The following is a 14,331-nucleotide window of genomic DNA, read 5'->3' as shown; positions in this document are numbered from 1 at the left end:
ACCTGCGAAACCATCGTCGGAAAGGAGGGCCGCATGGCTGTCGCCGTCTTCGATGTCGGAAAGACCAATGTGAAACTGCTTGTCGTCGGGACGGGCGGCGAGATCCTGGAGCGGTGCGCGATCGCCAACAGCGTGGTGGAGGAGGGCGGTTTCCGTCGGCATGACCTCGCCGGGACGGAGGCCTGGCTGTTCTCGACGCTCGGCAATCTTGCCCGGCGGCACGAGATCGAGGCTTTCGTCACATCGGCCCACGGCTCTGCCGGTGTTCTGGTCGGGCCCGGGGATCTCGTAAGGGCGGAGCCGGTCTGCCCGATGCTCGACTACGAGCAGGACATCCCGGAATGGCTGCGTACCCGATACGCGGAAGAGGGGGGCGGCTTCGAGGATCGAGGCAGCGCGATCCTGCACGGCGCCCTGCACCAGGCGAGGCAGTTGCTTTGGCTGGAGCGCGCAATGCCAGAGGTCCTGACCGCGGCGACCGACTATCTCTGCCTGCCGCAATACTGGGCCTGGCGGTTGTCCGGCGTCGCGGCAGCCGAGATCACCTATCTCGCAGCGCAATCGGGGCTCTGGAACCTCACCGGGGATCGGGCCTCGGCCATCGCGGTCAACCACGGCTGGACGCATTTCCTGCCGCCATTCCGGAAGGCCTATGAAAGCCTCGGTCCTGTGCGCCCGGACCTGGCGGAGCGGCATGGCTTGCCCGGGGATATGCGCATCCTGACCGGAATCCACGATTCCAGTGCCAATTTCTATGGTTACCAGGCCATGGGTTTCTCGGATTTCACCGTCCTCTCCACCGGCACCTGGATCGTCGGCATGTCCGACGGCACGCCTTTCGAACGGCTGGATCCGGCGCGCGGAATGACCTGCAATGCCGATCCTTCGGGCCGCGTCGTCGGCGGCGTGCTCACCATGGGCGGGCGGGAGTTCTCTGCGATCACCGGCGCCGAGAGCGTGGAGGTGCCCGGTTCGTTCGAGGCGGTCCGACAGATGCTGGCGACCGGCACCATGGCCCTGCCGACCTTTGGCGCAGATGACGGGCTGTTCCCGGGCACGGCAGGCTGCGGACGGATCGTCGGTCCGGCTCCGGAGGGGGATGTCGCGCGAAAGTCGCTGGCGATCCTGCATTGCGCGCTCCTGTCATCCCGGTGCCTCGAGGCGCTGGGCGGCAGCGGGACGGTCATCCTCGATGGGGCCTATATTCGCGACCCGCTCTTTGCCGGTCTGGTGGCGGCGCTCAATCCTGGCGTTCGCGTCTTCGTCAATGCGCGGGCGGACGGGGTGGCGCTCGGCGCCGCGCAGCTTTGCAGCCACGGGCGGGAACCGCTTTCCGAGGCGCAGCCCGAGCGGGCCGAAGTGCTCGATCTTCCAGATATCGAAACCTACGCGGCGACGTGGAAGGCGCGCGCCGTTGCCAATTGCAAGGAAACCACCTGATGGAACACCAGGAGCTGCGTGCCGGCATCGTGCACACGGCGCAGGAGATGACGCGCGTGGGCATCAACCAGGGCACGGCCGGGAACATCTCGGTCCGTATCGAAGACGGCCTGCTGATCACGCCCTCGTCGCTGCCCTATGACCGGATGGTGCCGGAAGACATCGTGGAGATGAAGTTCGACGGCAGCTGGGAGGGCCGCCGGCCCTCGTCGGAGTGGCGGTTCCACCGGGATATTCTTGCACACCGTCCGGATGTCGACGTGGTGCTGCATTGTCACTCGATCTATGCCGCGACGCTTGCCTGCAAGTTCCTCGAGATTCCGGCGTTCCACTACATGGTCGGGATTGCCGGCGGGGCGAACATCCGTTGCTCGGACTACGCGACCTACGGCACACAGGCGCTTTCGGACACCGCATTGGTTGCGCTCGAGGATCGGATGGCCTGCCTGCTTGGTCAGCACGGGCAGATTGCCCTTGGCAAGACGCTCGAGGGCGCGCTCGCGATGGCTGTGGAGGTCGAGACCACTGCGCAGATGTATTACCAGGTCCTGACGCTCGGGGAGCCCAACATCATCGACGACGAGGAAATGGCCCGCGTCATCGAGCAGATGCGGCGGATGAGCTATGGGCAGGCACCCAACGACTGATCGGGGATCTTTTTGATCTCACGCGACGGCCCCGGAAGTCCGGGGCCGTTTTCTCGTGGGGGGAGTGGAGGCACTGCCCCCACTCCCCCGGAATCGTCGGGAAAGAACAATGGTTGAGTGGCTGCGAGGTCTCGCTCCCGGGAGTCGATAATCGGTGCAAAAAACCTCCCCCGCCGGCTACCGGCGGGGGAGGTTCGGCAGTTGAGCTGGCCGGCCCGGGAGGAGGCGCTTGCTTCAGCTGGCCCGTCGCCGATCAGTCGTAGAGCACAGCGGCGATCTGCGAATCGTCGATGGTCTCGGCATCGTAATAGTAGAAGCCGGTGTCGATCTCGGAGGGAACGGTTTCACCGCGAGCTGCCATGACGGCCGCCTTGACGGTCTCGTAACCGATGCCGACCGGGTTCTGGGTGATGGCGCCGGCCATCAGACCGGAGCGGATCGCGTCTTTCTGGGCCTTGCCGGAATCGTAACCGATGATGACAAGCCCTTCCTTGCCCATCTCGTTGACGCCATTGACCACGCCGATGGCCGAGCCTTCGTTGGTTCCGAAAATGCCGTTGAGATCGGGGTTGGCGGTCAGGATGGCCTTGGTCAGCTCGGTCGACTTGAGCTGGTCGCCGGCGCCGTATTGCACGGTCACCACCTCGATATCGGGATATTTCGAGGCAATCTGCTCGAGGAACCCGTCGCGGCGCTCGATGCCGGTGCGGCTGGTCTGGTCGTGGGCGACCACGGCGACCTTGCCCTTGCCGCCGAGGAATTCTGCCATCTTGTCGGCGGCGAGCGCCGCGGCGGCCATGTTGTTGGTCGCTGCCGTAGCAAGCGGGATGTCGCTCTCGACGCCGCTATCGAAGGCAATGATCGGGATGCCGGCTTCGTTGGCGTCGCGCAGCAGCGGGATTGCGGCCTGGCTGTCGAGCGCGGCAAAGCCGATGGCTGCGGGCTTGTTGGCGAGTGCTGCGGCGAGCATGTCGATCTGCTTGTCGACCATGGTCTCGTTGTCCGGGCCTTCGAAGGTGATCGTCACGCCAAGCTCTTCGGCGGCCTGCTCGGCGCCGGACTGAACGGCTTGCCAGAACTGGTGCTGGAAGCCCTTTGAAACCAGCGCCACGTATTCGCCTTCTGCGAAGGCGGCCGTGGTGCCGGAGAGCAGCGCGGTGGCTGCGATGGTGCCAAGAAGTGTACGACGTGAGAACATGGTTTCCTCCACTTTTCGATGTTCGTCGTTGCGGGGCGTCCCGGCGGCCTCCTACCGCCGGAACGATTCGTTCATTTCTTGCGGGACATGTCGGCGTAGACTGCCAGAATGATGATCGCGCCGGTGGCGACGGTCTGCCATTCCTGGGCGACCGACATGACCCGAAGGCCGTTTGTCAGAACCGACATGATCAGCGCGCCGATCAGCGTGCCGAGGATGGTGCCGCGGCCGCCGGAGAGCGAGGTGCCGCCGATCACAACGGCGGCGATGGCCTCGAGCTCGTAGCCGAGGCCAAGGGCGGGCTGTGCCGAGTTCAGGCGCGATGCGATCAGCACGCCGGCCACGCCGCAGATAGCCCCGGCGAAGGTGTAGATGGCGATCTTCCAGCGGTCGGTGTTGACGCCGGAGAGCCGCACGGCCTCTTCGTTGGAGCCGAGCGCATAGGTGTAGCGGCCCAGAACCGTTCGCGAGAGAATGTAGGCGACGCCGATGGCCACCAGGAACAGGATCAGCACGCCGTTTGGGATCGGGAAGCCCGGGATCACGTCGCCGATCAGCGAGCCGCGCGAGATCTGGTCGAAGCCGGGCGTGTCGTTGAAGTAGATCGGCCTTGTGCCCGAGATCACGAGCGAAAGCCCCTTGAAGATCAGCATCATGCCAAGGGTCGCGATGAAGGGCGGGATATTCATCTTGGCCACGAAGGTGCCGGAGCAGAAGCCACAAAGCGCGCCCGCGCCGATGCCGGCCAGCACGCCGACGGGCAGGGGCAGGCCCCAGTAGGTCAGGAACACGCCCGTGATGACAGCGCAGAAGGTCATCATCGTGCCGATCGAGAGGTCGATTCCCCCGGTGATGATGATCAGCGTCACGCCGATGGCGAGTACGCCGATGACCGAGGTCGCCTGCAGGATGGCGATCATGTTCGACATCTGCATGAAGTTCGGGGATCCGAGCGAGAAGCCGATCAGCAGCATGATCAGGCTTGCGAAGGCCAGAAGTTTCTGGTGGGCGCCGGACTTTATGAGTCCGGCAAGGAAGCCGCCTTCCTTCTTTACGTCGACTGAGGCTGTCATTGCATCGTTCCCGCGGTTTGGTGTGTCGTCTCGCGTTGGGTTGCGAGCGTCATTATGTCTTCCTGGCTGGTCGCACCGCCGCCCGGCAGGATGCCGGTGACGCGACCTTCGCACATGACCAGGATGCGGTGGCTCAGGCGCATGACCTCGGGCAGTTCCGAGGAGATCATGATCACGGCCTTGCCGCGCGCGGTGAGGTCTTCGATCAGCTTGTAGATCTCGGCCTTGGCGCCCACGTCGATCCCGCGCGTGGGTTCGTCGAAGATGAGAATGTCGCAATCGCGGAGCAGCCACTTGGCGACGACGATCTTCTGCTGGTTGCCGCCCGAGAGCAGGCGCACCTCCTGGTGAACCGAGGGGGTACGGATGCCGAGCGTCTTGACCATGCTTTCCGCCGCCCCGTCGATCTTTCTGTCGTCCAGAACGCCGAGTTTGCTAGAGAATTGCTCCATGTCCGCCATCGCCGTGTTGTTGGCAACATCCATGGTGATGGTGAGCCCATAGCGTTTGCGGTCCTCGGAAAGATAACCGATGCCGGCGCGGACCGCGTCATGCGGGGTCGTGATCCGGCGCGGCTGACCGCCGACCAGGATCTCGCCCGCATCCAGCGGGTCGGCGCCGAAGATCGCCCGTGCAACCTCCGTTCTGCCGGCGCCCATGAGGCCGGCAAAGCCCAGGATCTCGCCCTTCCTGAGTTCGAAGCTGACGTCCCGGATCTCCTTGCCACGGGTCAGGCCGCGGACTTCCAGCGCCACGTCGGCGGCGGACAGGTCGGGGACAACGAGCGGGTCGTGATGCACCTCGCGGCCGACCATCATGGCGATGATCGTGTCCACCGGGGTTTCTTTGGCATCGACAGTGCCGACGTATTCTCCATCGCGCATCACCGTTACCCGGTCGGCGATCCGCTTCAGCTCGTCCATCTTGTGGCTGATGTAGACGATGCCGACGCCTTCGGCCTTGAGCTTGTTGATGATGGAGAAGAGGTCGGAGATCTCGGCGTCGTTCAACGCCGCGGTCGGTTCGTCCATGATCAGAACCTCGGAGTTGAACGAGAGCGCCTTGGAGATCTCGATCATCTGCTGCTTGGCGATGGTCAGGTCGCCCACCAGAACCGAGGGGTCGAGGTTGAGGTGCATCGAGGCGAAGAGCTCCTTCGCCTGCCGGTTCATCTTGGCATCGTCGATCCGCCCGAGCGAGCGCCTTGGCTCACGGCCGATGAAGATGTTCTGTGCCGCCGAGAGATCGTTCATCAGGCTGAGTTCCTGGTGAATGATCCCGATGCCGAGCGCTTGGGCTTCCCGTGGGCCGACCGGTTCTTCGGGCTTGCCGCGGATAAGGATCTCGCCAGCGTCCTTGCGGTAGATGCCCGACAGAACCTTCATCAGCGTGGACTTGCCTGCGCCGTTCTCTCCCATAAGGGCATGGACCTCGCCCTTGCGGAGTTCGAGCCGGGCGCCCTTCAGGGCCTGAACCCCCCGGGAAGCCTTTGTCGATGTCGATCATCTCGACAATCTTGTCCATTTTGCGCTCCAACTGTCGCCTCATGGGCCGTCGGGCGGATGCGCCAGGATCGTCACTGGGATGCGCGGGTTCAAGGACGGCGGAGTCGGGGCGAAGATTGTGCCCGGCGCCTCGGTGAACCTGCTTGCTCCTCCCAAAGTACGAAACTGGAGCCCTCCTCAAGACCCCGTTTGCTGCTCCGACACCTCTGTCATCGGGTGGGCGGAGCGTTTTCGAACCGGTTCGACGGCATGTGAGCATCGCTGTGGCTTCATGTCAATAGACTGATGGTGTCGCGGGGCGCGCGCGAGTTTTCTTGCGCGGAGGGGGTGGTGGTGGCGAGTGGAGCTCTGCATATTTACTGATTTAAAACAGTTAAATAGATCGCGAAGATTCTTGAGCGGCTGTTTTTGCCCCACTTTTCAGAGCTTATGTGGTTCCGATGGTGTGGGATTGCGATGGTCGGGATTCAAAAATCGAAACGATGCAATTTTGTGGCGACTCGGGAAATGAGGTGGTTATGCTCATGGTAGATCGTCGGGCGATAGCTCGGCGCATCCGGACGAACGGGAGGAGATGACGTGACGTGCTTTCTTGGGATCGACGTCGGCACGGGAAGCGCCCGCGCCGGAGTCTTTGATGGGAGCGGGACCTTGCTAGGGGTCGCATCCCGCGAGACGGCGGCATTCCGGCCGCAGCCAGATTTCATCCAGCAGTCCTCGGCCGACATCTGGGAGGCGATCTGCGTCTCGGTGCGGGCGGCGATGGCGCAGGCTGGGCTCTCACCCGCGGAGATCGGCGGGATCGGTTTCGACGCCACCTGCTCGCTGGTGGTCTGCACCGCCGACGGCGCGCCGGTAAGCGTGAGCCCCGACGGCGCACCCGAGCAGGACATCATCCTTTGGATGGATCACCGCGCCGTCGCCGATGCCGAGGCGATCAATGCCACCGGCGCCGAGGTGCTGCGCTATGTCGGTAGCGTGATCTCGCCGGAGATGGAGATGCCAAAGCTGCGCTGGCTGAAGCGCAACCTGCCCGAGGCCTGGGAGCGCGCCGGGCTGTTCTTCGATCTGCCGGACTGGCTGGTCTGGCGAGCGACGGGCAGCCAGGTGCGCTCGCTCTGTTCCAGCACCTGCAAATGGACCTACATGGCTCAGAAAGGGCGCGGAGGAGAGGGCTGGGACGACGCCTTTCTGGCCGAGATCGGGCTGGAAGAACTCGCCGGCGCCGGGCACGCGATGATCGGGACCAAGTTCCTCTCGCCCGAGGAGAGCGCAGGCCGTCTGAACGCACGGGCCGCGGAGGAACTTGGACTGGCCGAGGGAACCCCGGTCGCCGCGGGCCTGATTGACGCCTATTCGGGTGCGCTCGGCACCCTCGGCGCGATGCCCGGGCATGCCGCCCTGACCGAACGAATGGCCGTAATCGCGGGCACCTCGACCTGCCACATCACCGTTACCCCCGAGCCTGCCTTCGTGCCCGGCGTCTGGGGCCCGTATTACTCGGTCCTGCTGCCGGATCTCTGGGCGCTGGAAGGCGGGCAATCCGCGGCCGGTGCGCTGATCGACGCGGTCGTCGCGCGGCATTCGGCAAGCGCCATGCTGCGCGCCAGAGCCGAGGAGGAGGGCCGCTCGATCCATGCGCTTCTGGCGGATGTGCTGGCCGGGATGGGGGAGGAGACGGCGTTGCTCACCGCGCACCGCCATGTGCAGCCGGATTTCCACGGCAACCGCGCGCCTCTGGCGGACCCGACCCGGCGCGGGGCGATCAGCGGGCTGTCGCTGGAACACGGGTTCGAGGACCTCGCGCTCGACTACCTTGCCACGCTGCAGGCTCTTTCCTACGGCACGCGGCACGTGCTGGAGGAGATGGCGGCGCAGGGGGTGGAGGTCACGACGATGGTGGTCAGCGGCGGGCTCGCCCGCAACGCCCTGTTCCTGCGGGAGATGGCGGATGCCTGCGGGTGCAAGGTGATCGTGCCGGAGCAGAAGGAGCCGGTGCTCCTTGGTTCGGCCATGCTCGGTGCTGTTGCGGGCGGCGGCTATGCCGACCTTCCCGCGGCGATGGGCGCGATGAGCGGGCCAGGGATCGAGATAGCCCCGCGGACCGGCGAGATCGCCGCATTCCACGACAGAAAATACCGGGTCTTCCGCCGAATGCAGGAGGATTTCGCGGCATATGCGGCGCTGATGGAGGGTCAGGACGCCTAACGCCAGGACGCGGAGCCGGACGGCGCATGGTCAGGGCTGAATCACGCCCTTGACCAGCAGGATGTTCCCGTAGAGCCGCCGCTCGCCCGTCTGGACGATGGCATAGGCGTCACGCGCCTTCTCGTAGAAGGCAAACCGCTCGACCGGCCCGATACGGGACGGGGTGTCGGCCGTGCTGTCGATGGTTTCCTGGAAGTCCGCCACTGCGGGCGGGACGGCAGCCGGATCGCCTACGACCTCCATGGAAAAAGCTGCGGGGTCCGACATGTGATCGAGCGGCATGATCGAGAGGATCGCTTGCAGCACGCGGGTCGCCGAAAGCCCGTCGGCCCGCACGAGCCGCTTTGCGCAGGCATCGGCCGGAAAATTCGCGTCTACCACCGCGATAACATCCCCATGCCCCATCGCGCGCAGGACGCGAAGCATGTCGGGCGAGAGAACGGGGTCGAGTCCTATCAGCATGTCGGGTCTCCAGTCACGAGCTTCGGCTCGGGTGGGCGAGGCAGAGCATCCTCTCGATGAGCGGGCCGCCCGTTGAGCCGCCGGCGAGCGGACGGCTCGCGCGGGTTATGTTCGGCCCCGTTGAGGGGAGTTGCAAGATGCTCCATTCGACCGGCAGCGATAACACCCTAGGAAATCTGCGAAACTGCCCTAACGGCATCCTGGGTGCCGGCTTTCTCAGTCGGGATCGGCCGGATGCCATCCCCGCGGCGTCATGCGCAGCAGCGGCGTTCGGATCACGCCCTTCACGTGGTCTTCGCCAAACTTGTGGCCATCGAAAAGCATCGCTTTCCAGCGAGTTGTCTGCAGCATAGCGGCGGCGACGACCTCCGGTCGATGCCCCGCGTGTTTCAGCAGGTCCAGCCCCGCGGTGATCGAGGTCCCCGAGCTGATGACGTCGTCGATCAGGGCGATACGGGCGTCTTCGAGGAGCGGGAGAAGCCGGGGGTCGATGTAGAGGCGCTTGGTGGCGCCGGGACTGGTGATGGAGGCGAGCGGGATGGACAGCTCGTCGCGATACCAGAATTTCCGCGAGGTGCCGAGCGGCACATAGCGCGCGTGCCCCAGCCGCTCGGCCACCGATCGGGCCAGCGACAGGCCGAGCGTGGGCAGGCCGACGACGATGTCGAGATCCAGCGGCGCGAGCTGCGCGGCGAGCATCTCGGCGAGCGTGGTCTCCACGTCGAAGCCGGCCTGGTTGAGGATGAGCGAGGCAATGCCCGTGGCGCCGTCTCCGAGCGCGCGGATCGGCAGGAACAGGATGCGCCCATCGGGCAGGCGCGCCGGGAAACGATCCTGCCAGGGGGGCGGAACGGCATCCTCGGGCGGGTGGATTTCCTGCCAGAATTCATGCGGTTCCATGTGCTGTGTCCTGTTCAATCCTCGAAGCGTTGGGTACACATAGCGGCATGACAGAGCCATCGTCCATCGACCTTCCGCGCCTCATCGAAATCCGTCGCGATCTGCACGCCAATCCCGAGCTCGGCTTCGAGGAAACGCGCACCGCCGCGATCGTTGCCGGCTTTTTGCGCGACCTCGGGCTGGAGGTGTCAGAGGGCATCGGGGGGACGGGTGTCGTTGGTGCCCTGCGTAACGGCGGCGGCAGGGCAGTCGGGCTTCGGGCGGACATGGATGCGCTGGCGATGCCGGAAACGGGCACGCCACCCTGGGCCTCGACCGTGCCGGGCAAGATGCATGCCTGCGGTCACGACGGGCACACCACGATGCTCCTCGGGGCTGCCGCGGCGCTTACTACGAATCCGCCCGAGGGCACGGTGTATTTCATCTTTCAGCCGGCCGAGGAGGGACGCGGCGGGGCGAAACGCATGGTCGAGGAGGGGCTCTTTGAGCGCTTTCCGTGCGACCTGGTCTTCGGGCTGCACAACATGCCGGGGCTGGCAGCGGACGAGATGGCCGTGGTCGCCGGCCCGCAGCTCGCCTCGTCGGACAGCTGGCGCGTGGCCTTCCGCGGGGTCGGCACGCACGGGGCCAAGCCGCATCTCGGCCGCGATCCGGTGACCGTGGCCGGGCATTTCATCGCGGCTTTGCAGACCATTCCAGGCCGGGTGGTCGATCCGTTGCAGCCCGCGGTGGTCAGCGCCTGTTCGGTGGCAGCCGGCAATCCCGAAGCGCTGAACGCGATCCCGGATTTCGTGGAGATCGGAGGCACCGCCCGGGCCTATTCTCCCTATGTGCGCGATCAGCTCGAGACGGAGATCGGCCAGCTCGCTGAGGGCATGGCGCAGGCCATGGGCGTGCGCGCCGAGTATCACTTCATTCGCCGCATACCGCCGGTGGTGAATGACGTCGGAGCGACGGCGGTGGCACTGGCAGCGGCGCAAGCCGTGTCGCGTGGCGGCGTGCGCACCGATTTCCCGCCCTCGACAGCGGGCGACGATTTCGCCTTCTTCGGAGAGGCGGTGCCGGGCGCCTATGTCTGGCTCGGAAACGGGCCGGCTGTCGATGGCGCGCTGCATCATAACACCGGCTACGATTTCAACGATTCCGCGATAGCTACGGGCGTTGCCTTCTGGGCAGAGGTGGCGCGGCAGGCCCTGTCAGCCTGACCCGTCCGCGAGGATTGGGGAGAGGCGCAGGATGCCCTCGTGGGAATCCGCGATGCCGCGGTCAGTCTGGTGCGGGCCAGCGTTGCAGGCGAGCGTCGCGCCGACCAGCGCCTTGAAGGTGAGATAGGGCGGCTCCCATTTGACCACGCCCCCCATCGCGGATCGAACGGCAGAGAATGCCTCCGCGACCTGCTCCAGTGGTGCATCCGAAACGAGCCCCGCCACCGGCAACGGCAGCACTGCGGTCGCAGCGCCGCCCTGAGCCACAGCCATGCCGCCGCGGGTCGCAATTACGGCATTCGCTGCGGCGGCCATGTCTTGTGGGGAATTCCCGAACACGGTCAGATTGTGGCTGTCGTGGCTGACCGTTGTCGCGAAGGCGCCGTTCCACTGGCCCCAGCCCCGCAGGAACCCCACCTTCGGAGCCGTATCCCCACCATGGCGGTTGATCACGGCTATTCTGGTCGTGCCGGACGGCGGGACGACGACTCCGTTGCGCACATCGGCAGTGATCTCGCCCCATTCGGTGAAGCGCGGGTGGGAAATCGTGGCGAGGCGGACGGTTGGCCCCTTGGCCGGCACGTCGAAATCGTCTGGACGCACAAGTGGCAGCGCGCAAGTGTCGAGAAAGGCGTCCGGGAAACGGGAGGCCGCCCCCTGGACATCAATGGGCGCGCCGTTGCGCAGCACGTGGCGAACGCGGACCGCCTCCAGATCCTCCAGCAACAGGATATCGGCCCGCTTGCCAGGGCCGATCAGGCCGAGATCCGGTCGGCCGATACGGATTGCCGCGTTCAGCGTTGCAGCCTGCAACGCCCGCATCGGGGCGAGCCCGTGGGCGATCATCTTGCGCAGCATCTCGTCGACGCCGCCGGTGGCCAGCAGGTCGTCGGGAAAGACGTCGTCGGAGCAGAAGGTCACGGTGGGCGGCATCTGAGGCAGCGACTGCAGTCGGTTGGCGAACTCCGGCAGCAAGTAGGGGTGCGATCCCCGCAGCTCGATGGTCAGCCCGGCGCGAAGCTTCTCCATGAGGTCATCGGCAGAGGTCACCTCGTGGTCGGAGGTGATGCCGGCGGCGGCATAGGCCTGCAGGTCTGGCCCAGTCAGGCTGCGGGCATGGCCACAGACCATCTTGCGTGAGTGCAGCCCGGCCTGCACGATCCCGCGCATCCGCTCGGTGCGGGACGTGACGGCGCGCATGTCCATGACTTCGGCCAGACCATGGATGCCGGGGTCGGAGAGCATCCCGGCAATCACCGGCGCGTCAAAGTCGGCGCCGGCGGTCTCGTATCCGGGCGCGGAGGGCACGCAGGATGGCGCAAGCGGCAGGATTCGCAGCGCCGACCTGGCGGCGCTGTCGAGCGCATAGCCGACCCCGGCGAGCCCCGCGACGTTTCCGAACTCGTGGGGATCCCAGACGACGGTTGTAACGCCCCGGGGCAGCACGGCGGCGGCATAGGTTTCGGGCGTGATCATGGAGCTTTCGACATGCATATGCGTGTCGATCAGGCTAGGCGCGGCAACGAGGCCGGTGGCGTCGACAATGTCGGTCGCGTCGCTCCGCGTTCCCGGTAGGTGGACCGAGGCGATCAGCGGCCCGACCAGCCCGATATCGGCCGGGCGCAGCTCTCCGGTGACCACGTCGGCGAGCGTCGCGCCCAGAATGAGCCGGTCGAACGGGGCGTCGCCGCGCGCCGCGGCAACAGCGCGGTCCCGGAGGCCGGCTTCATCGAGATCCTGCGGCTCGACGCTCACGGCCGTGTCTCCAGGGCCCGCAGGCACAGCGACCTGACCGAGGGGGCGTCAAGATCCCGAACGATCATGGCGTTGGCACGGTCCGGCCGGCGCTGGTCGACGACGGTGCGCCCGCGGGTATGCGCGCCCGCCAGTTCGACGACGATCTCGGCCGGCGCGGTGTCGAACAACTCAGGCGCTGCGAGGAGGGCCGCAGCGACGGGATCGTAGAGCGGCATGGCCGGGCGGCCTCGCGATAGCGCGATGTCGAGGTAGCCGCCGAGGAGGTCGCGCAGCAGGGGGGAGGCGTCGGTTGCCGCGACATCGGCCTCGGTGATTTCCACGCGGCGACAGGCGTCGAGGTCGACCATTGTGAGAGGCAGGTCCCGGGCCAGCAGGATCGCCAGCGCTTCGGGATCGGCGGCGGCGTTGAACTCCGCGGAGGCCGTGTGATTGCCACGTCCGGCCGCCCCGCCCATCCAGACGATGCGCCCGATCCGGGGAAGGAGATCCGGGCGCGCCAGGGCAAGTGCCGCGAGGTTTGTGAGGGGGCCGAGGGCGAGGATCTCGGCCTCGGTCTGCCCCGTAAGCCAGTTGGCGAGGGCAGGCAGAGCGGGGGGATGGTCCGTCTCGGCGTCGGGCAGTTGCGCGCCGCGGGTCGGCAAGCCGGTCTCGCCTAGGACATTCTGCGCGGTGGTGATCTCTCCAAGGATCGACCGCTCCGCGCCGGCATGGATCGGCGTCAGCCAGCCAAAGGCGCGGGCTGCACCGGCCGCGTTTCTGCGAACCTGCGGCAGGGGGGCATTGCCGAAGCTGAGCGACATGCCGTCGATCTGCCGGGCCTGTTCGGCGAGCAGGATCGCGAAGATGTCGTCGCCCCCCATGTCGGTGTCGATCCAGATCCCCATCAATCGATCCGCGCCAGTTCCACCGCGGTCTCGCGGGGCAGGTCGAAGGCGATCGTCTGCCCAATCTCGTAGCGCGGCAGCGCAACCGGGACATCCGCCTTGATCGTGCCGAGCGCGCTTTCGAGCACGTATTCCCGCCGCTCGCCGGCGAAAGAGGCGCCGCGGATCTGGCCCTGATGCGGGCCGCTGCCAAGTATCACCGCGCCGGGGCGCCAGGCCAGTCCGCCGCCCGCGTCGCTCGGAAGGATCGTCTCGAAGCCCATGAAGTCGGCCGCGAAGCCGGAGACGGGGGCGTTGTAGATCTCCTCGGCTGTGCCGGCCTGTTCGATGGCGCCGTTGCGCATCAGCACGATGCGATCTGCCAGCGCCAAGGCCTCGGACTGGTCGTGGGTCACGAAGACCATGGTGATGCCGGTCTCGCGCTGCACGCGCTGCAGCTCGGTACGCATCTCGAGCCGCAGGCGGGCGTCGAGGTTGCTGAGGGGCTCGTCGAGCAGGAGCACCTTGGGGTGCATCACCAGCGATCTTGCCAGCGAGACACGCTGTTGCTGGCCGCCAGACAGGTCGGCCGGCTGGCGCTTGGAGAAATCGGTCAGGCCGACGGTCTCCAGCCCCGCCATTACCTTGGCCTCAAGGTCGGGCTCGTGCCGAAGCCGCAAGCCGAAGGCGACATTCTCGAACACGCTCAGATGCGGAAAGAGCGCGTAGGACTGGAACACCAGGCCGACCTCGCGGCGGCTCGGCGGCAGGCGCGTCACGTCGCGACCGTCGATGTGGACGGAGCCGCTGCGAGGCGTCAGAAGCCCCGCGATGGCGCGCATCGTCGTGGTCTTGCCGCAGCCTGACGGGCCGAGCAGCGCGATCAACTCGCCCTTGCGGATGTCCAGGTCGAGGCGGTCGACCGCGACGGTTTTGTCATAGGCGAGCGTCAGATCCCGGAGGGAGACGAAATCCTGGTTGGTCATGGGTGTGATATTCCGGCCGGCGGGTACTGCGAGAAAGGGCGACGCGCGGCCGCGGGATCGGGGGCAGCCCCCACCCTTGGAAGGGG

12 protein-coding genes are annotated in these 14,331 nt (G+C 66.2%); 4 read left to right on the top strand and 8 right to left on the bottom strand.

Going from position 1 to position 14,331, the window contains the following annotated elements; translation table 11 throughout:
- Nucleotides 1-33: 33 nt before the first annotated feature.
- Together ACFQ2S_RS24315 and ACFQ2S_RS24310 are read left to right on the top strand one after the other, a co-directional pair.
- Nucleotides 34-1,440 carry an FGGY-family carbohydrate kinase gene (locus ACFQ2S_RS24315; RefSeq protein ID WP_386079206.1) on the top strand — a complete coding sequence of 469 codons (1,407 nt, stop codon included), beginning with the start codon at nt 34-36 and terminating at the stop codon, nt 1,438-1,440.
- Nucleotides 1,440-2,087, top strand: a complete 648-nt coding sequence (locus ACFQ2S_RS24310) for a class II aldolase/adducin family protein (protein ID WP_386079203.1) — start codon at nt 1,440-1,442, stop codon at nt 2,085-2,087. Before ACFQ2S_RS24315 ends, ACFQ2S_RS24310 begins: the two co-directional genes overlap by 1 nt.
- A gap of 253 nt (nt 2,088-2,340) precedes the next feature.
- Here ACFQ2S_RS24310 and ACFQ2S_RS24305 read toward each other — a convergent pair whose 3' ends face one another.
- From ACFQ2S_RS24305 to ACFQ2S_RS24295, 3 genes are all read right to left on the bottom strand, one after another.
- Entirely contained in the window at nt 2,341-3,285 is a 945-nt protein-coding gene (locus ACFQ2S_RS24305) for an ABC transporter substrate-binding protein (RefSeq protein WP_386079201.1), read from the bottom strand.
- Nucleotides 3,286-3,356: 71 nt separating this feature from the next.
- Nucleotides 3,357-4,358 (bottom strand): ABC transporter permease, encoded by a 1,002-nt coding sequence (locus tag ACFQ2S_RS24300; protein WP_386079198.1) that lies wholly within the window; start codon nt 4,356-4,358, stop codon nt 3,357-3,359.
- A complete protein-coding gene (locus ACFQ2S_RS24295) occupies nt 4,355-5,776 on the bottom strand; it encodes a sugar ABC transporter ATP-binding protein (protein WP_386079196.1) in 1,422 nt (473 codons plus the stop codon). Before ACFQ2S_RS24295 ends, ACFQ2S_RS24300 begins: the two co-directional genes overlap by 4 nt.
- 666 nt (nt 5,777-6,442) lie before the next feature.
- Here ACFQ2S_RS24295 and ACFQ2S_RS24290 point away from each other — a divergent pair.
- Nucleotides 6,443-8,071, top strand: a complete 1,629-nt coding sequence (locus ACFQ2S_RS24290; RefSeq protein ID WP_386079194.1) for an FGGY-family carbohydrate kinase — start codon at nt 6,443-6,445, stop codon at nt 8,069-8,071.
- 30 nt (nt 8,072-8,101) lie between these two features.
- Here ACFQ2S_RS24290 and ACFQ2S_RS24285 read toward each other — a convergent pair whose 3' ends face one another.
- On the bottom strand, nt 8,102-8,533 hold the full coding sequence (locus ACFQ2S_RS24285) for an RbsD/FucU family protein (RefSeq protein WP_386079191.1): 432 nt from the start codon (nt 8,531-8,533) through the stop codon (nt 8,102-8,104).
- A gap of 216 nt (nt 8,534-8,749) precedes the next feature.
- On the bottom strand, nt 8,750-9,433 hold the full coding sequence (locus ACFQ2S_RS24280) for a phosphoribosyltransferase (protein WP_386079188.1): 684 nt from the start codon (nt 9,431-9,433) through the stop codon (nt 8,750-8,752).
- Between the two features lie 47 nt (nt 9,434-9,480).
- Between ACFQ2S_RS24280 and ACFQ2S_RS24275 the strand changes: the two genes are divergently transcribed.
- Complete coding sequence (locus ACFQ2S_RS24275) at nt 9,481-10,638, top strand: M20 aminoacylase family protein (RefSeq protein WP_386079185.1); 1,158 nt, start codon at nt 9,481-9,483, stop codon at nt 10,636-10,638.
- On the opposite strand, the gene ACFQ2S_RS24270 is transcribed toward ACFQ2S_RS24275, so the two are convergent.
- The 3 genes from ACFQ2S_RS24270 to ACFQ2S_RS24260 are packed head-to-tail and all read right to left on the bottom strand — an operon-like array spanning nt 10,630 to nt 14,245.
- On the bottom strand, nt 10,630-12,393 hold the full coding sequence (locus ACFQ2S_RS24270; protein WP_386079183.1) for an adenine deaminase: 1,764 nt from the start codon (nt 12,391-12,393) through the stop codon (nt 10,630-10,632). The genes ACFQ2S_RS24275 and ACFQ2S_RS24270 overlap by 9 nt on opposite strands.
- Nucleotides 12,390-13,280 carry a nucleoside hydrolase gene (locus tag ACFQ2S_RS24265; protein WP_386079181.1) on the bottom strand — a complete coding sequence of 297 codons (891 nt, stop codon included), beginning with the start codon at nt 13,278-13,280 and terminating at the stop codon, nt 12,390-12,392. The genes ACFQ2S_RS24270 and ACFQ2S_RS24265 overlap by 4 nt, the downstream gene beginning before the upstream one ends.
- A complete protein-coding gene (locus tag ACFQ2S_RS24260) occupies nt 13,280-14,245 on the bottom strand; it encodes an ABC transporter ATP-binding protein (protein ID WP_386079179.1) in 966 nt (321 codons plus the stop codon). Before ACFQ2S_RS24260 ends, ACFQ2S_RS24265 begins: the two co-directional genes overlap by 1 nt.
- Nucleotides 14,246-14,331: the final 86 nt, after the last annotated feature.

Origin of the sequence: Tropicimonas aquimaris, from assembly GCF_042676185.1 — a bacterium.
Classification (GTDB): Bacteria; Pseudomonadota; Alphaproteobacteria; order Rhodobacterales; family Rhodobacteraceae; genus Tropicimonas; species Tropicimonas aquimaris.
The sequence above is the reverse complement of the archived record's forward strand: the minus strand, read 5'-3'. Positions and strand labels throughout refer to the sequence as shown.